The organism is Belnapia sp. AC561 (assembly GCF_979252845.1).
Genome location: NZ_CEEDBP010000019.1, coordinates 65,302 through 84,943 on the forward strand (window position 1 = coordinate 65,302; position 19,642 = coordinate 84,943).

General features: G+C 72.7%; 16 protein-coding genes and 1 riboswitch. Of the genes, 9 read left to right on the forward strand and 7 right to left on the reverse strand.

Annotated elements, in window-relative coordinates; genetic code table 11:
• Positions 1–58 precede the first annotated feature (58 nt).
• On the reverse strand, positions 59–1,741 hold the full coding sequence (locus AC0IW9_RS16620) for an efflux RND transporter periplasmic adaptor subunit (protein WP_471649393.1): 1,683 nt from the start codon (positions 1,739–1,741) through the stop codon (positions 59–61).
• A gap of 63 nt (positions 1,742–1,804) precedes the next feature.
• Entirely contained in the window at positions 1,805–2,146 is a 342-nt protein-coding gene (locus AC0IW9_RS16625) for a hypothetical protein (protein ID WP_471649394.1), read from the reverse strand.
• Positions 2,147–2,226: 80 nt separating this feature from the next.
• A riboswitch (cobalamin riboswitch) is annotated at positions 2,227–2,431 on the forward strand.
• 61 nt (positions 2,432–2,492) lie between these two features.
• On the opposite strand from AC0IW9_RS16625, the gene metE reads away from it, so the two are divergent.
• Complete coding sequence (gene metE / locus AC0IW9_RS16630) at positions 2,493–4,775, forward strand: 5-methyltetrahydropteroyltriglutamate--homocysteine S-methyltransferase (RefSeq protein ID WP_471649395.1); 2,283 nt, start codon at positions 2,493–2,495, stop codon at positions 4,773–4,775.
• Positions 4,776–4,830: 55 nt separating this feature from the next.
• Here the strand turns inward: metE and AC0IW9_RS16635 are convergent, their stop codons facing one another.
• Both AC0IW9_RS16635 and AC0IW9_RS16640 read right to left on the reverse strand, forming a co-directional pair.
• A complete protein-coding gene (locus tag AC0IW9_RS16635) occupies positions 4,831–5,016 on the reverse strand; it encodes a hypothetical protein (RefSeq protein ID WP_471649396.1) in 186 nt (61 codons plus the stop codon).
• A 47-nt stretch (positions 5,017–5,063) separates the two neighbouring features.
• Positions 5,064–6,626: an acyl-CoA carboxylase subunit beta gene (locus AC0IW9_RS16640; protein WP_471649397.1), complete on the reverse strand. Its 1,563-nt coding sequence runs from the start codon at positions 6,624–6,626 to the stop codon at positions 5,064–5,066.
• 82 nt (positions 6,627–6,708) lie between these two features.
• On the opposite strand from AC0IW9_RS16640, the gene AC0IW9_RS16645 reads away from it, so the two are divergent.
• Positions 6,709–7,890, forward strand: coding sequence for an acetyl-CoA acetyltransferase (locus tag AC0IW9_RS16645; RefSeq protein WP_471649398.1), 1,182 nt, complete (start codon positions 6,709–6,711; stop codon positions 7,888–7,890).
• A gap of 125 nt (positions 7,891–8,015) precedes the next feature.
• Here AC0IW9_RS16645 and AC0IW9_RS16650 read toward each other — a convergent pair whose 3' ends face one another.
• Positions 8,016–8,513: an SHOCT domain-containing protein gene (locus tag AC0IW9_RS16650; protein ID WP_471649399.1), complete on the reverse strand. Its 498-nt coding sequence runs from the start codon at positions 8,511–8,513 to the stop codon at positions 8,016–8,018.
• Between the two features lie 244 nt (positions 8,514–8,757).
• Between AC0IW9_RS16650 and AC0IW9_RS16655 the strand changes: the two genes are divergently transcribed.
• Positions 8,758–9,219, forward strand: a complete 462-nt coding sequence (locus AC0IW9_RS16655) for a hypothetical protein (protein WP_471649400.1) — start codon at positions 8,758–8,760, stop codon at positions 9,217–9,219.
• Here the strand turns inward: AC0IW9_RS16655 and AC0IW9_RS16660 are convergent, their stop codons facing one another.
• The gene (locus AC0IW9_RS16660; protein WP_471649401.1) at positions 9,220–10,185 is read right to left on the reverse strand and encodes a Bug family tripartite tricarboxylate transporter substrate binding protein; all 966 of its coding nucleotides are present in this window, start codon (positions 10,183–10,185) and stop codon (positions 9,220–9,222) included.
• A gap of 40 nt (positions 10,186–10,225) precedes the next feature.
• Between AC0IW9_RS16660 and AC0IW9_RS16665 the strand changes: the two genes are divergently transcribed.
• A complete protein-coding gene (locus AC0IW9_RS16665) occupies positions 10,226–10,435 on the forward strand; it encodes a hypothetical protein (RefSeq protein ID WP_471649402.1) in 210 nt (69 codons plus the stop codon).
• A 257-nt stretch (positions 10,436–10,692) separates the two neighbouring features.
• Here the strand turns inward: AC0IW9_RS16665 and AC0IW9_RS16670 are convergent, their stop codons facing one another.
• Positions 10,693–11,850: a bifunctional 2-C-methyl-D-erythritol 4-phosphate cytidylyltransferase/2-C-methyl-D-erythritol 2,4-cyclodiphosphate synthase gene (locus AC0IW9_RS16670; protein ID WP_471649403.1), complete on the reverse strand. Its 1,158-nt coding sequence runs from the start codon at positions 11,848–11,850 to the stop codon at positions 10,693–10,695.
• A gap of 155 nt (positions 11,851–12,005) precedes the next feature.
• Here AC0IW9_RS16670 and dusB point away from each other — a divergent pair, with 155 nt between their 5' ends.
• From dusB to ntrX, 5 genes are read left to right on the forward strand one after another with little or no spacing between them, the layout of a single operon-like run.
• Positions 12,006–13,103: a tRNA dihydrouridine synthase DusB gene (gene dusB / locus AC0IW9_RS16675; protein WP_471649404.1), complete on the forward strand. Its 1,098-nt coding sequence runs from the start codon at positions 12,006–12,008 to the stop codon at positions 13,101–13,103.
• A complete protein-coding gene (locus AC0IW9_RS16680; protein ID WP_471649405.1) occupies positions 13,100–14,269 on the forward strand; it encodes a two-component system sensor histidine kinase NtrB in 1,170 nt (389 codons plus the stop codon). The genes dusB and AC0IW9_RS16680 overlap by 4 nt, the downstream gene beginning before the upstream one ends.
• On the forward strand, positions 14,266–15,705 hold the full coding sequence (gene ntrC, locus AC0IW9_RS16685; protein ID WP_471649406.1) for a nitrogen regulation protein NR(I): 1,440 nt from the start codon (positions 14,266–14,268) through the stop codon (positions 15,703–15,705). The genes AC0IW9_RS16680 and ntrC overlap by 4 nt, the downstream gene beginning before the upstream one ends.
• The gene (locus tag AC0IW9_RS16690) at positions 15,705–18,215 is read left to right on the forward strand and encodes a sensor histidine kinase NtrY-like (protein WP_471649407.1); all 2,511 of its coding nucleotides are present in this window, start codon (positions 15,705–15,707) and stop codon (positions 18,213–18,215) included. Before ntrC ends, AC0IW9_RS16690 begins: the two co-directional genes overlap by 1 nt.
• Entirely contained in the window at positions 18,205–19,614 is a 1,410-nt protein-coding gene (gene ntrX / locus AC0IW9_RS16695) for a nitrogen assimilation response regulator NtrX (RefSeq protein WP_471649408.1), read from the forward strand. The genes AC0IW9_RS16690 and ntrX overlap by 11 nt, the downstream gene beginning before the upstream one ends.
• Positions 19,615–19,642: the final 28 nt, after the last annotated feature.

The window sequence follows — 19,642 nt, forward strand, 5'->3', positions numbered from 1 at the left end:
GCTCAGCGCTCCGATCGGTGACGGCGCGCAGCGCCGGAAGCGTGAATCGGCCGCATCATCAGCGCACCTGGTTCAGGAGGCCGGCGCCCTGCACCACCACCCGTTCCCCGGCGGCAAGGCCCGCGGCGATCAGCACCCGCGCCGCATCCAGCGGCTCCACCCGCACCGGCGCGGCGGCGAAGGTTTCCGGCTCCACATGCCGCCAGACCACCGGCTCGCCATTCGCCGCCCGCACCACCGCCGCCCGCGGCAGCACCAGCCCGACCAGCGGCTCCGAGACCTGCGCCACCACCGTCACCGGCTGCCCCAGCGACAGGCCCGGGGCCGGCGCCTCCACCCGGAACTGCGCCAGCGTCGCGCCCTGCTGCACCGCCCGGCCGAAGCCCTGCAGCTCCAGCCGCATCGGCGGCCCGCCGCGCACCGAGGCGCTCGCCCCGCGCAGGTCCATCGCCGCATCGCCGCCGAAGACCAGCGCCTCCACCCAGAGCCCGCCGGGATCGACGATCTGGAACAGCACGTCCTGCGCCGCGACGACCTGCCCGGCGACCGCCCGGGCGCTGGCGATGACGCCATCGGCCGGCGCCCGGATCTCCTCCGGCGCCACCCGGTTCTGCGCCAGCAGCACCCGCCGCCGCCGCAGCCCCTCCAGCTCGATCTCGGTATCCACCACCATCACCCGCGTCCCGGCGCCCGAGGCCGCCAGGTTCCGCGCGCGGGCCAGCCGCGCCTCGGCGGTCGCGATCTGCTGCGCCAGGTCGCCCGAGCGCTCGGCGATGGTGGTCTGGTCGGCGACCGGGATGGCCGGCTCCACCACCGCCAGCACCTGGCCGCGCCGAACCGGCTGGCCGAGCCGCGGCAGCCCGCCCTCCGGCGGGGCGATGCGGCCGCCGGCCAGGCTCTGCGCGACGCCGCCGCGATTCGGGTCGGCGACGATGCGGCCGACCAGGGTGACGGTGCGGGAGGCCGCGCCCTCGCGCAGGGTCTGGGTGCGGAGCTCCAGCAGCCGCTGGCTGACCTTGGGCAGGAAGACCCGCCCATCCGGCAGCCGGACCGGCGCATCCAGCATGGTGCCCGCCGGCGCCGCATCCTCCGCATGGTCGTGCCCCGCATCCGCCCGCGCCCCCGCCGGGGCCAGCAGCAGCGCCAGCGCGGCCGCGACGGCCACCCGCCGCCGCCGGCGCGGCCGCGCCAGGGCCAGCCCCGCGGCCAGCCCGGCCAGCATCCCGCCGCCGGCGACCAGCCAGGGCCGATGCGCCAGCCATTCCCGCGCCGCGTGCCAGGGGTCCTCGAAGGGGCCTTCATGCGGGTCGGGCGCGGGCAGCGCCGGCAGCCTGCCGCTCAGCAGGTCATCGCCCTCCGGCCCGCCGAGGATGGCGAAGACCAGCTCCAGCGGCACCCCGGCCCGTGCCAGCAGCGGCGAGACCAGCCGCCAGGTGCCATCCGGCTCCGCCTCGGCCGCGACGGTCTCCTCGCCGATCGCCACCTCCAGCCGCGCCTCGGTCACCGGCGCATTGCCCTCGAAGCGGTCGAGCCAGAGGCGCAGCCGGTCCGGCGCCTCCCGCACCGCGACGATCTCATAGAGCTCGGAATGCACCGCGACGCGCGGCCGGGCCGGGGCGGCGGCCTCGCCCGCCTCGTCATGCCCCTCATGCGCCGCGACGGGCGCGGCCAGGGAGAGAAGGACTACGCAGACAAGGGCACGCAGGCAGGCAGCCGCGCGCGGGACGGGAAGGGGGGACATGCTGGGCCTTGCAGACAGGGAGCGGGACGCGACCGACCGCGCCCGTCCTTCGACAGGCCGCGGCTAGAGGATCGTCGGGACTCGCGGTGGCCGCGCCGGCACGCCGCCCGGCAGGCCCTCCGGCGCCGCCGCCATCGCCAGGGCCAGCGCCTCGCCCGGCATCACGCCCGGCACGCCGGCGCCTTCCGGCAGCGGCAGCATCGCCCGCACCGCATGGCAGAGCCCGCAATGCGCCGGCGCCGCCTTGTCCGGCGCCGGCACGTTGCCCTGGTCCGCCATGGCCTGCTCACAGCCCGCCGCCATGGCCGCTTCCGCATGCCCATGCGGCAGCACCCCAGCCACCAGCAAGGCGGCCAGAAGGGCGAGGATGCGGCAGCAGCGGAGCCGGAGGAGGCGGGCGAGCATGAACCGCCTCCGAGATGGCCGGCCGCTGCCGCCGCGTCAAGCCGCATGCCGCGACCCCTTGCGCCGCAAAATCCATAAGGATATGTTTATATCGCGATGGTCCCGCGCGAGCGGGTGAAAAGGGAACGCCGATCTCGTCGGCGGCTGCCCCAGCAACTGTAGGCGGTGAGCCGCCGGCCTCCCCACGCTTCGGGGACACGCCACTGCATGGTCCGCCATGTGGGAAGGCCAGGCCGGCAGCGACGACCCGCAAGCCAGGAGACCTGCCATCGCCGGCCACCCCGAACCGGGGGCCGCAACCTTTTCCGCCGGGCTGGGTGCACCGGGGGCGGAGCACGCGACAGCCATGACCATCGCCGCCAACCTCGGCTATCCCCGCATCGGCCCACGCCGCGAGCTGAAGGCCGCGCTCGAATCCTTCTGGGCCGGCAAGACCCCGGAGGCCGAGCTGCGCGCCACCGCCGCCGGCCTCCGCGCCGCCTCCCGCCGGCTGCAGCAGGGCGCCGGCATCGGCCATATCCCGGGCGGCGACTTCGCCCTGTATGACCACGTGCTGGAGACCGCCTGCGCCCTCGGCGCCATCCCCCCCGGCCATGGCTGGAAGGGGGAGGGGCCGGTCTCGCTGGAGACCTACTTCTCCCTGGCCCGCGGCGGCAGAACCGAGTCCTGCTGCGGCCACCACGCGTCCAGCGCGCTCGAGATGACCAAGTGGTTCGACACCAACTACCACTACCTCGTCCCCGAGCTCGCCGCCGGCCAGCGCTTCGCCCTGACCGCCAATCCCTGGGCCGATGCCGTGCGTGAGGGCCTGGAATCCGGCTGCCGCACCCGCCCCGTGCTGCTCGGCCCGGTCTCCTTCCTGCTGCTGTCGAAGACCACCGACGGCAGCGCCGCCCTCGACCTGCTGCCCGCCATCCTCCCCGCCTATGCCGAGGCGCTGCGCGGCATGGCCGAGGCCGGCGCCGCCTGGGTGCAGATCGACGAGCCCTGCCTGGTGACCGACCTGCCGCCCGGCGCCGCCGAAGCCTACCGCACCGCCTTCGCGGCGCTCGCCGAGGCCGCCCCCGGCCTCGACCTGCTGCTCGCCACCTATTTCGGCGGCCTGCGCGACAACATGGCGCTGGCCTTCGGCCTGCCGGTCAACGGCGTCCACCTCGACCTGGTCCGCGATCCCGGCCAGCTCGAGGCCGCACTCGGCCTCGCCCGGCCGGAGCAATGGCTCTCGCTCGGCGTGGTCGATGGCCGCAACGTCTGGCGCACCGACCTCCGCGCCGCCCTCGGCCTGCTGGCCCAGGCCGCGCTCCGCCCCGGCGGCGCCCGCCGCCTGATGGTCGCCCCCTCCTGCTCGCTGCTGCACGTCCCCCACAGCCTGCGCGAGGAGACCGCGCTCGACCCGGCGCTGCGCCGCCGCCTCGCCTTCGCCGAGGAGAAGCTGGCCGAGGTCGCGACGCTCGCCCGCGCCATGGATGAGGGCGAGGCCGCCGTCGCCGAGGCGTTGACCGCCAGCGACCGCATCGCCGCCGAGCGCCGCGCCGAACCCCCAGCCGCGCCGATCGACCTCGGCCCCGCCGCCGAGCACCGCGCCAGCGCCTACCCCGCCCGCGCCGCGGCGCAGCAGGCCCGCCTCAACCTGCCGCCGCTGCCGACCACCACCATCGGCTCCTTCCCCCAGACAGCGGAGGTCCGCGCCGCCCGCGCCGGCCTCGCCCGCGGCACCCTGGACGAGGCCGGGTACGAGGCCGCCATGCGCGACCTGATCGCGGAAAGCGTCCGCTGGCAGGACAGCATCGGCATCGACGTGCCGGTGCATGGCGAGTTCGAGCGCAACGACATGGTGAAGTATTTCGGCGAGCGCCTCGCCGGCTACGCCTTCACCAGGCACGGCTGGGTGCAGAGCTACGGCAGCCGCTGCGTCGCCCCGCCGATCATCTGGCGCGACGTGACGCGCCCGGAGCCGATGACCATCCGCTGGAGCGCCTATGCCCAGTCGCTGACCAACCGGCCGATGAAGGGCATGCTCACCGGCCCGGTCACCATGCTGCAATGGTCCTTCGTCCGCGACGACATCCCGCGCGAGGCGGTCTGCCGCCAGATCGCGCTCGCCATCCGCGAGGAGGTGCTGGACCTCGAATCCGCCGGCATCCCCATCGTGCAGATCGACGAGCCGGCCTTCCGCGAGGGCCTGCCGCTGCGCGCCTCCGACCGCGCCGACTACCTCCGCTGGGCGGTCGCCTGCTTCCGCCTCTCGGCCGCCGGCGTGCGCGACGAGACGCAGATCCATACCCACATGTGCTACAGCGAGTTCGGCGACATCATCGAGGCCATCGCCGCGATGGATGCCGACGTCATCTCGATCGAGACCGCCCGCAGCCGGATGGAATTGCTCACGGCCTTCGAGCAGTTCGACTGGCCCAGCGGCATCGGCCCCGGCGTCTGGGACATCCACAGCCCGCGCGTGCCGGATGCCGGCGAGATGGCCGGGCTGCTGCGCCTCGCGCTGCGCAACCTGCCACCGGAGCGGGTCTGGCTGAACCCCGACTGCGGGCTGAAGACCCGCGGCTGGGCGGAGGTCAGGCCGGCGCTCGAGAACCTCGTCGCGGCGGCGCGGCTGGTGCGCGCCGAGCTTTGACCGGGATGGGCGGGGGGAGAAGGCTCCCCCCCGCTTCTCCCGCTGCACGCCAGCCCTATTGGTCGTAGCCGTTGCGGCGGCTGTAGAGCAGCAGCGCCACCAGCCCGCCCGCCACCGCCAGGCTGAAGAAGATGCCGAGCGCCAGCGCCAGGAAGCCATGGCCGCTGACCTCGGTATCCCCCACCGAGACCCAGCCCACCCAGGCCGCCCGCATCGCCAGCCCCAGCAGCAGCACCAGCACGCCGAGCCCGACCCAGCGCCGCCACGCCCCCGGCGCCCCACCCGGCGTCAGGGCCGGATCCCCCGCGCCGTCTGCCCGGCCCCGCGCAGCTTCTCCGCATAGCCGGCGAACTCGACCAGCAGCCGCCGGGTCTGCCGCGGGTCGATCACCTCCTCCGCCCAGAAGGCCTCGGCCGTCCGCAGCGGGCTGCGCAGCAGCTGCAGCCGCGTCTCGATCTCCGCCAGCTTCGCCCCCCGGTCCTCCGCCGCGTCGATGTCGGCGCGGTACGCCGCCTCGATCCCGCCCTCCAGCGGCAGCGACCCCCAGCGCGCCGAGGGCCAGGCATAGCGGATCGAGTAGCGCCCCGCCGGCTGGTGGATCGCCCCCGCCACGCCGAAGGCGTTGCGCAGGATGACGGTGCACCACGGCATGGAGGACTGGTTGATCGCCGCCATCGCCCGCACGCCCCAGCGGATGGTCGCCCGCTGCTCCGCCTCGAGGCCGATCATGAAGCCGGGGCAGTCCATCATATGGACCACCGGCAGGTGGAAGGTATCGGCGAGGTCGACGAAGCGGATGATCTTCGCGCAGGCATCGGCGGTCCAGGACCCCGCGTAGTGCATCGGGTCGCCGGCGATCACCGCGACGGGCAGGCCATTGAGGCGGGCGAAGGCGGTGATGACGGACCGCCCGTAGAGCCGCCCCATCTCGAAGACGCTGCCGGCATCAAAGATGCTCTCCAGCAGCGGCCGCGCCTTGTAGGGCTTGCGGATGTCGCGCGGGATGGCCGACAGCCAGCTCTCCTCGACCCGCGCCGGGTCATCCGCGCAGGGCCCGCGCTCCGCCGCCTCGAAGACCGAGCTCGGCAGGTAGGAGAGGAAGCGCCGCGCCGCCGCGAAGGCCTCCTCCTCGCTGTCCACCGCATGGTCCACCGCGCCGGCCCGGCACTGGATCTCCCAGCCGCCCAATTCCTGCTTGGTGTATTTCTTCGACCCCAGCGCATTCACCACCGGCGGCCCGGCGACGAACATCGCCGAGGTCTCCTTCGTCATCACCGAGTAATGCGTCGCCGCCAGCCGCGCCGCCCCCAGCCCGGCGACCGAGCCCAGCCCCAGCCCCACCACCGGCACGCGCGACAGGTTGTCGCCGGTGTGGTGGTACAGCCAGGTCCCGCCGACGCCGCCCGGCAGGTTCGCCCGCCCCGTCGTCTCGATGGTCTTGACCGAGCCGCCGCCGCCCGAGCCCTCGATCACCCGGATGATCGGCAGCCGCAGCTCCCCGGCCATGCGTTCCGCCATGATCGGCTTGTCGCGGATGGTCGCATCGGCGCTGCCGCCCCGCACCGTGAAGTCGTCGCCGACCACCACCACCGGCCGGCCATCGACCAGCCCCCGCCCCATGACGCAGTTGGAGGGGGTGAACTCCGCCAGCCTGCCATCCGGCCCATAGGCGGCCTTGCCGGCGATGGCGCCGACCTCGTGGAAGCTGCCGTCGTCCAGCAGGCCATCGATCCGCTCACGGACCGTCAGCCGGCCGCCGTCGTGCTGGCGCTTCACCTTCTCCGGCCCGCCCATGGCCCGGGCCATCGTCTCGCGCGCCGCCAACTCGTCCAGCTCGGCCTGCCAGCTCATCGCATTCCCTCCGTCCTTTGCGCCACGCTAGCCGGGCCGGGCGGGGGCGCCTATCCTCCCCCGAAACCCGAGGAGAACCGTCATGGCCGAAATGCTCGACGCCTGCATCGTGGGCTGGGCCCATACCCCCTTCGGCAAGCTCGAGGACCCGGATATCGAGAGCCTGCTGGCCCGCGTCGGCCGCGCCGCCATCGAGGATGCCGGCATCACCCCCGCTGATGTCGATGCCGGCTTCCTCGGCGTCTTCGGCGAGGGCTTCACCAACCAGGGCTTCCCCGCCTCCCTCGTGCTGCAGTCCATCCCGGAGCTGCGCTTCAAGCCCATCACCCGCTACGAGAATGCCTGCGCCACCGGCTCGGCCGCCATCCACGGCGCGCTCGACTTCCTCGCCGCCAAGCGCGGCCGCTTCGCCCTGGTGCTGGGCGCCGAGAAGATGACCGCGACGCCCGGCCCGCAGGTCGGCGAGATCCTGCTCAACGCCAGCTACCGCAAGACCGAGCAGGATATCCGCGGCGGCTTCGCCGGCGTCTTCGGCCGCATCGCCGAGGCCTATTTCCAGCGCCACGGCGACCAGTCCGATGCGCTGGCCGCCATCGCCGCGAAGAATCACAAGAACGGCGTCGACAACCCCTGGGCGCAGATGCGCAAGGACCTCGGCTTCGCCTTCTGCCGGGCCGAGAGCGAGAAGAACCCCTTCGTCGCCCCGCCGCTGAAGCGCACCGACTGCTCCCTGGTCTCGGACGGCGCCGCCGCCATGATCGTCACCGATGCCGAGACGGCCAAGGCCATGGCCAAGGCCGTCCGCTTCCGCGCCGCGGTGCAGGTGAACGACTTCCTGCCCATCGCCAGCCGCGACATCACCCGCTTCGAGGGCCCGCGCGAGGCCTGGTCCCGCGCCCTGTCGCAGGCCGGCCTCGGCAATGTCACCGACCTTTCCTTCGTCGAAACGCATGACTGCTTCACCATCGCCGAGCTGATCGAATACGAGGCGATGGGCCTGACGCCGGAAGGGCAGGGGGCGCGGGCGGTGCTGGAGGGCTGGACCGCAGCCGACGGCCGCCTGCCGGTCAACCGCTCCGGCGGGCTGAAGGCCAAGGGCCACCCGATCGGCGCGACCGGCGTCTCGATGCATGTGCTGACGGCGATGCAGCTCACCGGCACCGCCGGCGCGCTGCAGCTGCCCAAGGCCGACCTCGGCGGGGTCTTCAACATGGGCGGCGCCGCGGTCGCCAACTACGTCAGCGTGCTCGAACGGGTGAGCTGAGGGCCGGCGACGGGCCGCCGGCCTGGAGCGTGATCGTCTGAGGTGCAATCACCGACAGACGTAAATCACGCGAGAACACGAAAAGTCGGACCATGCCGGCTGCGTCTGCCGGCGCCGGGCATGGTCTAGAGGCGGCCCAGCAGTTCCGTCTTCTTCGCCACGAATTCCTCCGCGGTCAGCACCCCCTGGCGATGCAGCACCGCCAGCCGCTCGATCAGGCCGAGCGGATCGGCAACCGGCAAAGGGCCGGGTGCCGGCGTGGCCAGGTCTTGCCCCGCCACGTCCCGCCCGGCCAACTCCGGCCCGGGCATTCCCGGTTCGGACGGCGCCTCCGGCCCGGCGCCATCCTGAGGTGCGACGGCCTCGCGCAGCAGCGCCGCCGCCGCCTGGGCCAGCGCCTCCACCCGCGCCCGCAGCGCCGGGTTGAACATGTCGCCGACCATGGTCAGCCCGCCGGCCATCCACTGCCCCGGCCCGCCCAGCTCCGGATGGCTGAACTGCGCCATCCGGCCGCCGCCCTCCGCCACCGCCCGCAGCAGCGCCTGCGCCGCCTCCGGGCTCACCCCATGCCGGGCGGCGAGTGCCGCCAGCGCCGCGCGCATCGCCTCGGTCAGCTCCGCCATGACTTATCTCCTGGAACTCGCCCGCGTCGAACGCCCGAGGCCGGCAAAAGCCCCCGGCGAACAGATCGCCCGCCCCGGCGTTGTGCCCGGAAACCAGGACCGGAGGCCGCATGCCCGCCATGACGCCAGACGCCGACCCGCCGCCGGAACGCCCGCTCGAGCCGCCGCTGCCGCTGCCCGGCGAACCGCCCGCCACCCCATCGCCCTTGCCGACCGAACCCGAGCCCGAGGACGCCTGACCCCGATGCCCACCTGGACCCATGTGGCCGACCCCGCGACCGAGACCCATCTGCTGCCGGCCTGGTTCGCCCGCCGCATGCTCGGCGCCCGGCAGGGCGCCTTCGGCCTGCTGCTGACCACCGGGGACGTGCTCCGCGTCGCCGCGCTGCGCGCCGCCCACCTCGGCTCGGACGGCACCATCCTGCTCGATGTCCAGCTCGACCACGCCGGCGTCCCCGCCCGGGCCGATACCGCCTGGCAATCCAAGCACTACCTCGGCGCCCCGGTGCCCGGCGCGGTCGAGGCCACGGTGAACCTGGCCCAGGTCGTCGCCTGCGTGGAATTCACCGCCCCGCTCGGCGCCGATGCCGCGCAGCAGGATGACGCCGCGACCGAGGCCGCCGTCGCCGCCACCGTCACCGGCCTCGCCGAGGCGGCCGAGACTGCGGCCCAGCGCCAGACGGTCGCGCCGCAGCAGGCCGATTGATCAGTCGGCCCGGACCCCCGCCGCCCGCATCAGCCCCTGCCACTTCACCGCCTCGGCGGCGATGAACTCATCCACCCCGGCGGGGGTGATCCCCGGCCGCAGCGCCAGCCCCAGCTCCTCCAGCCGGGCCTGCAGCGCCGGCTCGGCCAGCACCGCGGCCATCGCCGCATGCATCCCGGCGATGGCCGCTGGCGGTGTCCCGCTGGGGGCGAGGATGGCGTTCCAGGTCCAGGCGGCATAGCCGGGGATCGTCTCCGCCACCGTCGGGATCTCGGGCGCCAGCGGGACCCGCTCCGGCGCCGTCACCGCCAGGGCGCGCAGCGTGCCGCCGCGGACCTGCGGCAGGGTGGTCGCCATGCTCTCGACCACGAAGGTCAGCCGCCCCGCCGCCAGGTCGGTCAGCGCCGTCGGATTGCCGCGATAGGGGATGTGGTTCACCTGCACCCCGGCCATCGCCTGCAGCAGCTCCGCGCCCAGGTGCTGGGCCGAGCCGTTGCCGGCGCTGCCGTAGTCGTGGCCGCCCGGCCGCTCCCGCAGCATCGCCAGCAGCCCGGCGAGGTCCTGTGCCGGGCTCGCCGCCGGCACCACCAGCAGCAGCGGCACCGTGCCGATCAGCCCGACGCCGCGAAAATCCGCCACCGGGTCGAAGGAGAGCGTCCGGTACAGCGCCGGATTGACCGCATGGGCGACCGTCGCGGTCAGGAAGACGGAGCCGTCCCTCGGCCCCCGCGCCACCGCCTCGGTCCCGAGGATGGAGCCGGCGCCGGGCCGGTTCTCCACCACCACCCGCTGCGGGAGCTGCCGGCTCAGCGCCTCCGCCAGCAGCCGCACCGCGACATCGGTCGGCCCGCCGGCGGGGAAGGGGATGACGATGCGGACCGGGCGGTCGGGCCAGGCAGTGCCCCCTTGGGCGAGGGCAGCCGCGGGAAGGCCGGTGGCAACAGCAAGCAGGGTGCGACGTTTCATGGCATGATCCAGCAATCGCCATGCCGCCGAGGGAGTCCCGATGACCGACAGCTACATGCAGGACCAGGCCGCCGCCCTGGCCGAGCACCTCCGCCTGACCGATGGCAAGTCCGGCTATGTCGAGGCGACCGCCGATGGCTTCGTCGTCTACCTCCGCCGCAAATGGCCGGGCAAGCCGCTGGCGAGCTGGGACGGGATGCCGGTGGAATGGAACGAGAATGTCGGCACGCACAAGGCGGCCAATCGCTGAGACGTTGCGTTTCGCAATCGTTCGTGATTTGATCCGACCTTGCCAAGGGGGCTTTCTCGCCCTTGGCGGGCCGGGTCGGCCAGGAAGCCCCCCTGGCGACCGGATGCCCCTGGCAGCAATGCTGCAGGAACAATGGCTTACGGGGCGTTCCTGAGGTCGAAACTCATAAAATTTGAGGCGAATTTTACGGAATTGAGCGGAATTTTAGCGAATTGAGCCGGATTTAGCGCAATTTAGCAGAGTTTATCCGCCCGATTTCAGCCCGGCAGCAGCACCATCGCCGCCGCCTGGGCCGCAATCCCTTCGCCCCGGCCGGTGAAGCCCAGCCGTTCTGTCGTCGTCGCCTTCACGCCTACCTTGCCCGGCTCGACGCCCAGCAGCTCAGCCAGCCGTAGCTGCATCGCCTCCCGGTGCGGCCCGATCTTCGGCCGCTCGCAGAGGATGGTCACGTCGACATTGGCGATGACCCCGCCCCGCGCCGCCACCCGGGACGCCGCATGGGTCAGGAATTGCGCGCTGTCGGCGCCCTTCCACTGCATCTCGCTGGGCGGGAACCAGCGGCCGATGTCGCCCTCCGCCAGGGCGCCGTAGATCGCGTCGCACAGGGCATGGATGCCGACATCCGCATCCGAATGCCCCTCCAGCCCGAATTCGCAGGGCACCACGATGCCGCAGAGCACCATCGGCCGCCCGACCTCGGTCCGGTGGACGTCGAAGCCGGTGCCGATCCGCGGCAGCAGCATCCGCTGGCCCATCTGGGCGGCCACCCTGTCCAGATCCTCGGGAAAGGTGATCTTCACATTCGTCTCCGATCCTGGGACCAGCCGCACCGCCGACCCGGAGAGTTCCAGCAGTTGCGCATCGTCGGTCGCCTCCGCCGCCGCCGCCCGATGCGCCGCCAGCAGCACCGGGAAGCGGAAGGCCTGTGGCGTCTGCGCCCGAAACAGCCCGGCCCGCGCCACCGTCGCCTCGATCCTGCCCTCGCTCGCGCGCTTCAGCGTATCGGCCACGGGCTGGGCGGGAATCGCGCCCTCGGCCTCGTCCAGCGCCGCCAGCAGCGCCGGGATGGTCCCGGCCGGCACCACCGGCCGTGCCGCGTCATGCACCAGCACCACCGCGGGCGGTGCCGCATGCGCCGCCAGGGCCTCCAGCCCGGCGCGGACGCTGGCCTGGCGGGTGGCGCCGCCGGCGATGGGCGGCAGCACCCCGGGGAGGCCCTCCAGCAGCCCGGCGACCCGCGCCTCCTCGCCGGCGGCGCAGACCGGCAGCAGCAGGGTCACCCCGCCCTCGGCCAGCAGCGCCTCCGCCGCGTGGCGGATGACGGGGCGGCCCAGCAGGGGCAGGTATTGCTTCGGCAGGGCGGCGCCGAAGCGCGTGCCGCTGCCGGCGGCCATCAGGAGTGCGGCGATGCTCATCCCCGGCAGGCTAGCCCAGATGGCCTCCCTGCGGAATCCCCGCCCCCGGCTGGACGCCGCGATGCACCAAATTGGGACGTCTCTCGCCTTTCTGCCGGAGGCGCGTTGCCGAAAGCGCCGACTTCCCCTATTTTGCCCAAATCATGAGCATCGACATGCCCGCCCCTCAGGCCCCCGCGGCCACAATTGCCGTTGAAGCGAGCGGTTTGCCGCCGATCATGGTCGGCGACGTCCCGATCGCGGTGCCGGTCTATCTCGCGCCGATGTCCGGCGTGACCGACCTGCCCTTCCGCCGCCTCGCCCGGCGCCTCGGCACCGGCATGGTGGTCAGCGAGATGATCGCCTCCCAGGCCATGGTCCGGGAGAATCGCCAGACCCTCAAGATGGCCGAGGTCGATGGCTTCGGCGCCCCCTCCGCGGTGCAGCTCGCCGGCTGCGAGCCGGCCGTCATGGCTGAGGCCGCCCGCCTCGCCGCCGACCGTGGCGCCGCCATCATCGACATCAACTTCGGCTGCCCGGTGAAGAAGGTGGCGGTCGGCCAGTCCGCCGGCAGCGCCCTGATGCGGGACGAGCTCCGCGCCGCCGCCATCCTCGAGGCGGTGGTCAAGGCGGTATCGGTCCCGGTCACCCTGAAGATGCGGATGGGCTGGGACCACAGCTCGCTCAATGCGCCGAAGCTGGCCCGCATCGCCGAGGACTGCGGGATCCGGCTGGTGACCATCCACGGCCGCACCCGGCAGATGCTCTATACCGGCACCGCCGACTGGGGCTTCGTCCGGCTGGTCAAGGATGCGGTCCGCATCCCCGTCCTGGTCAACGGCGACATCCTCAGCCCGCAGCATGCGGCGGAGGCGCTGCGCCTTTCGGGCGCCGATGGGGTGATGATCGGCCGCGGCTGCTACGGCCGCCCCTGGTTCCCCCGCCAGGTCGCGGACTACCTGGCGACCGGCCAGGAGCCGGCCGAGCCAAGCCTTGCGGAACAGCTGGCGACCCTGCTGGAGCACTACGCCGACATGCTGTCGCACCACGGGACCATCACCGGCGTCCGCCTCGCGCGGAAGCATATCGCCTGGTATTCCAAGGGCCTGCCGGGTTCCGCCGAGTTCCGCTCCGGCATCAACCAGGTGGATACCGCGGCCGAGGTCGCCGCCCGGATCGAGGGCTTCTACCGCCCGCTGCTGGACCTGGGGCTGGAGGCCGCCCGCGCCCGCTTCCATGCCCTCGGCCATGCGGGCGAAAAGATCGCGGCATGAGCGGCGCCTTCGCCACCCGCACGCGCCAGCCGCGGCTGCCCATCGCCCCGGCACTGCCGGCGCCGCTGCCGGATTGCGCCGCCATCCTGGCCGCCCTGCCGATGCCGGCCGTCGTGCTGGATGCCGAGGACCGCTTCCGCTACGCCAACCAGGCGGCGGAGCTCTTCTTCCACCTGTCCTTCGCCACCCTGGCGGCGATGCGGCTCGGCGACCTGCTGCCGCCGGACAGCCGGCTGTTTGCCCTGCTGGCCCAGGTCCGCCAGCATGAGGCGCCGGTCTCCGACCATGACCTGGTGCTGGACAGCCCGCGGCTGAACCGCCGCGGCGTCGCCGCCCACGGCGCGCCACTGCCGGAGATGCCGGGCGCCGTGGTGCTGACGCTGCAGGACGGCTCCACCGCGCAGATGATGAACCGCCAGCTCAACTTCCTCGGCGCGGCGCGCGGCGCCTCCGCCATGGCGGAGATGCTGGCGCATGAGGTCAAGAACCCGCTGTCCGGCATCCGCGGCGCCGCCCAGCTGCTGGAGCAGAATGCCAGCGAGCCCGACCGCGAGCTCTGCGTGCTGATCCAGGACGAGGCCGACCGCATCCGCAACCTGGTCGAGCGGCTGGACATGTTCTCCGACCGCCCGGTCGAGCTGGCCCCGGTCAATATCCATCAGGTGCTGGACCATGTCCGCCGCGTCGCCCAGACCGGCTTCGCCGCGCATCTCCGCATCGTGGAGGAATACGATCCCTCCCTGCCGCTGGTCTGGGGCAACCGGGACCTGCTGGTGCAGCTGCTGCTGAACCTGGTGAAGAATGCCGCGGAAGCCGTTGATCCGCTTGGCGGCGAGATCGTCCTCGCCACCGCCTATCACCATGGCGTCCGCATCGCCGTGCCCGGCAGCAACGAGCGGGTACATGTGCCGCTGCAGGTCATCGTCCGCGACAACGGGCCGGGGATCCCGGAGCCGGTCCGCGCCACCCTGTTCGAGCCCTTCGTGACCACCAAGCGGGGCGGGCAGGGGCTCGGCCTCGCCCTGGTGGCCAAGCTGGTCGCCGACCAGGGCGGGCTGATCGAATGCGACAGCCGGCCCGGCCGGACCATCTTCCGCCTCTCGCTGGCGATGCCGCCCGCCAGCTTTCGCGGCGCCGATGCGTCGCGCGCCAAGGACCGTTCATGACCGATAGCCGTACCATCCTGATCGCCGACGACGACCGGGCCATCCGCACCGTGCTCAGCCAGGCGCTCGGGCGCTCCGGCTATCAGGTGCGCGCCACCTCCTCCGCCTCCACCCTCTGGCGCTGGGTCGAGGACGGCGAGGGCGACCTGGTCATCACCGACGTGGTGATGCCGGACGAGAATGGCCTGGACCTCGTCCCCCGCATCAAGCGCATCCGCCCCGACCTGCGGGTGGTGGTGATGTCGGCGCAGTCGACCTTCATGACGGCGCTGAAGGCCGCCCAACGCGGCGCTTTCGAATACCTCCCCAAGCCCTTCGATCTGAAGGAATTGCTGGCGGTGGTGGAGCGCGCCCTGGCGGCGCCGCAGGCCCCGGCGCCGGCCGAGGAGGAGGAGCCGGAGGAGCGCCTGCCGCTGGTCGGCCGCAGCGCGGCGATGCAGGAGATCTACCGCACCGTCGCCCGGCTCACGACCACCGACCTGACGGTGATGATCACCGGCGAGTCGGGCACCGGCAAGGAGCTGGTGGCCCGCGCCCTGCACGACTACGGCCGTAGGCGGGGCGGCCCCTTCGTCGCCATCAACATGGCCGCCATCCCGCGCGAGCTGATCGAGAGCGAGCTCTTCGGGCATGAGCGCGGTGCCTTCACCGGCGCGCTCAACCGCGGTATCGGCCGCTTCGAGCAGGCCGCTGGCGGCACTCTGTTTCTGGATGAGATCGGCGACATGCCGCCGGAGGCCCAGACGCGCCTTTTGCGCGTCCTCCAGGAGGGCGAGTTCACCACCGTCGGCGGCCGCAACCCGATCAAGGCGAATGTCCGCATCGTCGCCGCGACCCACCGCGACCTGCGCCAGTCCATCCGGCAGGGGTTGTTCCGCGAAGATCTCTTCTACCGCCTCAACGTCGTGCCGATCCGCCTGCCCCCCCTGCGGGAGCGGCTGGAGGACATCCCGCTGCTGGCGCGCCACTTCCTCGACCGCGCCAAGGCCTCCGGCCTGCCCTCCAAGCAGCTCAGCCCGGAATCGCTGGACCGCCTCAAGCAGCATTCCTGGCCGGGCAATGCGCGGGAGTTGGAGAACCTGATGCGGCGGCTGGCCGCGCTCTATGCGCAGGAGACGATCGACGCCGATGCGGTCGGCGCCGAGCTGTCCGAGGCCGAGCCGCCGACCGAGGCCGGCACCCGCGGGCCGGAGACGCTGGAACAGGCGGTGGAGCGCCACCTCAAGGCCTTCGTCGCCGCCCACAAGGACGGCATGCCGGTGCGCGACCTTTATGACCGGGTCCTGGCCGAGGTCGAGCGGCCGCTGCTGCGGCTGGTGCTGGGCGCGACCCGCGGCAACCAGATCAAGGCCGCGGCCATGCTCGGGCTGAACCGCAACACGCTGCGCAAGAAGATCCGGGAGCTGGACCTGCCGGTGGTACGCGGGCTCGGCTGATGCGCTTCCGCCGCCGCGCGCCCGCTGCCGCTGGCCAGGGCCGCTTGCCCCGGGGCGGCGAGCCGGGGCCGGGGGAGACGCCGGTCGAGCGCCGCGGCCTGCTGCGGCGGGTGGCGGATCGGCTGCTCGGGCGGGGGATGACCCTCGGCCTCGCGGTCGGCGCCCTGGTGCTGGGCATCGCCACCTTCTCCGTCCTGTCGGATGGCAGCCCCTTCGGCCCGACCCGGCCCGGCATCGTGGTCGGCATCGTGCTGGTCAACCTCGCGGTGCTGCTGCTGCTGCTGGCCTCCCTGGCCGGGCGGCTGGTGCGGGTCTGGGCGGAGCGCCGGCGCGGCTCGGCGGGCTCCCGCCTGCATGTCCGGCTGGTGCTGCTGTTCGGCGTGGTGGCGGTGGTGCCGGCCATGCTCGTCGCCGCCTTCGCGGCGCTGTTCTTCAACCTCGGCATCGAGACCTGGTTCAGCGACCGGGTGCGCGGCACCCTGGAGGCCAGCCTGCAGGCCAGCCGCGGCTATCTGGAGGAGCATCGCAACACCATCCGCGGCGACGCCCTGGCCATGGCCGCCGACCTCTCTCGCGCGCGGGTGCTGCTGCCGGACAACGGCCTCGCCTTCGCCCGCGTCCTGGCGACCCATACCGCACTGCGCAACCTGACCGAGGCGGTGGTCTTCGACCCGGCGACGCTGCAGGTCATCGCCCATGCCGGCTATACCACCAGCTTCACCCTGGACCCGCCGCCGGAGGATGCCATCTCCGCCGCCCGGCTCGGCGAGGTCGCGGTGCTGCCGGCGGATGACCGGGTGCGGGCCGTCGTGGCGCTCGACTTCGGCCAGGGCTGGATGCTGCTGATCGGCCGGCCGCTGGATACCACCGTGCTGATGCACCAGCATTCGGTGGAACAGGCGGTCGCCGAATACGTGGAGCTGGACAACAACCGCTCCGGCCTCCAGGTCACCTTCGTCATGATCTTCGCCATCGCCGCGCTGCTGGTGCTGCTGGCGGCGGTGCTGATCGGGCTGGTGCTGGCCAACCAGCTCGCCCGGCCGATCGGCCGGCTGATCGTCGCCGCCGAGCGGGTGCGCGGCGGCGACCTCTCGACCCGGGTGGAGGAGGGCGCGGCGGACGAGGAGGTCGCCAGCCTCGCCCGCGCCTTCAACCGCATGACCAACCAGCTTGCCGCCCAGCGGTCGGAGCTGCTGCAGGCCTATCGCCAGATCGACGACCGCCGCCGCTTCACCGAGACGGTGCTGGCCGGCGTTTCCGCCGGGGTGGTCGGGCTCGAGACCGATGGCCGCATCAACCTGCCGAACCGCCGGGCGAGCGAGCTGCTGGGCCTCGACCTCGATGCCGCCATCGGCCAGCGGCTGGCCGAGGTGGTGCCGGAATTCGCCGAGCTGCTGGCGCCGGGGAGCCTCTCGGCCGCCGATGGCCCGGCCGCCGACGGGCTGGGCGAGCGGACCCGCACCGCGGAGATCCGCATCGGCCCGCCGAGCAACCGCCGCACCCTGCTGGCGCAGATCGGCGAGGAACGGCATGGGCCGGGCAAGGGCCTGGGCGGCGACGCGGGGGGCGAGATCGCCGGCTTCGTGCTGACCTTCGACGACATCACCGCGCTGCTGAGCGCCCAGCGCAAGGCGGCCTGGGCCGATGTCGCCCGGCGCATCGCGCATGAGATCAAGAACCCGCTGACCCCGATCCAGCTTTCGGCGGAACGGCTGAAGCGGCGCTACCTGAAGCAGATCACCAACGATCCCGAGACCTTCGTCGCCTGCACCGATACCATCGTGCGCCAGGTCGGCGACATCGGCCGCATGGTGGACGAGTTCTCCGCCTTCGCCCGGATGCCCCAGCCGGTGATCCGGCCCGAGGACCTGTCCCAGGTGCTGCGGGAGGCGCTGGTGCTGCAGCGGGACGCGCATCCGGGCATTGCCTACCGGGTGGAACTGCCGGAGGAGGGCGGGGTTAGGGGTCCCGTGGTCCCCTGTGACCGCCGGTTGCTGGGACAGGCCTTGACGAACCTCCTGATGAACGCCGCCGATGCGATCGCCATGCGGGCCCAGGCCGAGCAGCCGCAGGACGAATCGGCCGCCCTGCCGGCCGCCCAGCTTTTCCCCGGCACGCTCGGACACATAATCGTGCGCATCGAGCCGGGCGAGGAGACGGTCGCCATTGCCATCGAGGATGATGGAATCGGCCTGCCGCAGGGAGATGAGCGGGAGCGGCTGGCCGAGCCCTACGTCACCCACAAGCCGAAAGGCACCGGTCTCGGCCTTGCCATCGTGAAGAAGATCATGGAGGACCACGGAGGCAGGCTAGGCTTGGAAGACCGGCCCCGGGAGGATGCCGCCGGGCGCGGCGGGGCCCGGGCCGTGCTGACCCTGCCGTGGCGTGCCGGGACGGACCGCCCAAGTGACCGACCAACGGACCGACCCGCCGGCACGGAGATTGAGGCGAACGACATGTCCCCTGACTTTGGGCCGGATGGCAGCATGAGGCGCGCGCATGGCGCATGAAATCCTGATCGTGGACGACGAGCCGGACATCCGGGCCCTGATCGAGGGGATCCTGTCGGATGAAGGCTACGAAACCCGGCAGGCGGCGAATTCGGACCAGGCGCTGGCGGCCTTCAAGCAGCGCCGACCGTCCATGGTCGTGCTCGACATCTGGCTGCAGAATTCGAAGCTCGATGGCCTGGGCATCCTCGCGGCGATCCATCGCGAGGAACCGCAGATGCCGGTCGTCATGATCTCCGGCCATGGGACGATCGAGACGGCGGTGCGGGCGATCCAGCAGGGCGCCTACGACTTCATCGAGAAGCCCTTCAACTCCGACCGGCTGCTGCTGATCGTCGCGCGGGCGCTGGAGGCGGCGCGGCTGCGGCGGGAGAATTCGGAGCTGCGGCTGCGCGCCGGCCCGGAATCCGAGCTGGTGGGGACTTCCGCCGGCATCGCCCAGCTGCGGGCCTCGATCGACCGCGTGGCGCCGACCGGCAGCCGCGTGCTGGTCACCGGCCCGGCCGGCGCCGGCAAGGAAGTGGCGGCGCGGATGATCCATGCCCGGTCCCGCCGGGCGGATGGGCCCTTCGTCGCGCTGAACTGCGCCACCCTCAATCCCGCCCGCTTCGAGGAGGAGCTCTTCGGCCTCGAAGCCGGGGCGGATGCCCTGGCCGCGCCGCGCCGCGCCGGCGTGCTGGAACGTGCCCATGGCGGCACCCTGCTGCTGGACGAGGTGGCGGACATGCCGCTCGAGACCCAGGGCAAGATCGTCCGGGCCCTGCAGGAGCAGGGCTTCGAGCGGATCGGCGGGGCGACCCGGGTGAAGGTGGATGTGCGGGTCATCGCCACCACCAACCGCGACCTGCAGGCCGAGATCGCCGCCGGGCGCTTCCGCGAGGATCTCTACTACCGCCTGGCGGTGGTGCCGCTGAAGATCCCCGCCCTGCGGGAGCGGCGGGAGGATGTGCCGGCGCTGGCCCGGCATTTCATGACCCGCTCGGGCGAGACCTCCGGCATGCCGTCCCGCGAGCTGGCCGAGGATGCCATGGCGGCGCTGCAGGCCTATGACTGGCCGGGCAACGTCCGGCAGCTGCGCAACCTGATCGACTGGCTGCTGATCATGGCGCCGGGCGAGGCGCGGGAGCCGATCCGCGCCGAGATGCTGCCGCCCGAGGTGGGTTCCGCCGCGCCGGCCATGCTGAAGCTGGACCGGTCGTCCGAGATCATGACCCTGCCGCTGCGCGAGGCGCGGGAGCTCTTCGAGAAGCAGTACCTCGAGGCCCAGCTGCTGCGCTTCGGCGGCAATATCAGCCGCACCGCCAATTTCGTCGGCATGGAGCGCAGCGCGCTGCACCGGAAGCTGAAATTCCTCGGCGTGCATGCGGAGGACCGGGTGCCCGCGAACAGCGGGTTGTGACATGGTCGGGCCTCGGTAAACCGGGGTC

Coding starts and splice junctions, on each gene's coding strand:
- AC0IW9_RS16620 (WP_471649393.1), bottom strand. CDS start 1,741: ATGTCCCCCCTTCCCGTCCCGCGCGCGGCTGCCTGCCTGCGTGCCCTT.
- AC0IW9_RS16625 (WP_471649394.1), bottom strand. CDS start 2,146: ATGCTCGCCCGCCTCCTCCGGCTCCGCTGCTGCCGCATCCTCGCCCTT.
- metE (WP_471649395.1), top strand. CDS start 2,493: ATGACCATCGCCGCCAACCTCGGCTATCCCCGCATCGGCCCACGCCGC.
- AC0IW9_RS16640 (WP_471649397.1), bottom strand. CDS start 6,626: ATGAGCTGGCAGGCCGAGCTGGACGAGTTGGCGGCGCGCGAGACGATG.
- AC0IW9_RS16645 (WP_471649398.1), top strand. CDS start 6,709: ATGGCCGAAATGCTCGACGCCTGCATCGTGGGCTGGGCCCATACCCCC.
- AC0IW9_RS16650 (WP_471649399.1), bottom strand. CDS start 8,513: ATGGCGGAGCTGACCGAGGCGATGCGCGCGGCGCTGGCGGCACTCGCC.
- AC0IW9_RS16655 (WP_471649400.1), top strand. CDS start 8,758: ATGCCCACCTGGACCCATGTGGCCGACCCCGCGACCGAGACCCATCTG.
- AC0IW9_RS16660 (WP_471649401.1), bottom strand. CDS start 10,185: ATGAAACGTCGCACCCTGCTTGCTGTTGCCACCGGCCTTCCCGCGGCT.
- AC0IW9_RS16665 (WP_471649402.1), top strand. CDS start 10,226: ATGACCGACAGCTACATGCAGGACCAGGCCGCCGCCCTGGCCGAGCAC.
- AC0IW9_RS16670 (WP_471649403.1), bottom strand. CDS start 11,850: ATGAGCATCGCCGCACTCCTGATGGCCGCCGGCAGCGGCACGCGCTTC.
- dusB (WP_471649404.1), top strand. CDS start 12,006: ATGCCCGCCCCTCAGGCCCCCGCGGCCACAATTGCCGTTGAAGCGAGC.
- AC0IW9_RS16680 (WP_471649405.1), top strand. CDS start 13,100: ATGAGCGGCGCCTTCGCCACCCGCACGCGCCAGCCGCGGCTGCCCATC.
- ntrC (WP_471649406.1), top strand. CDS start 14,266: ATGACCGATAGCCGTACCATCCTGATCGCCGACGACGACCGGGCCATC.
- AC0IW9_RS16690 (WP_471649407.1), top strand. CDS start 15,705: ATGCGCTTCCGCCGCCGCGCGCCCGCTGCCGCTGGCCAGGGCCGCTTG.
- ntrX (WP_471649408.1), top strand. CDS start 18,205: ATGGCGCATGAAATCCTGATCGTGGACGACGAGCCGGACATCCGGGCC.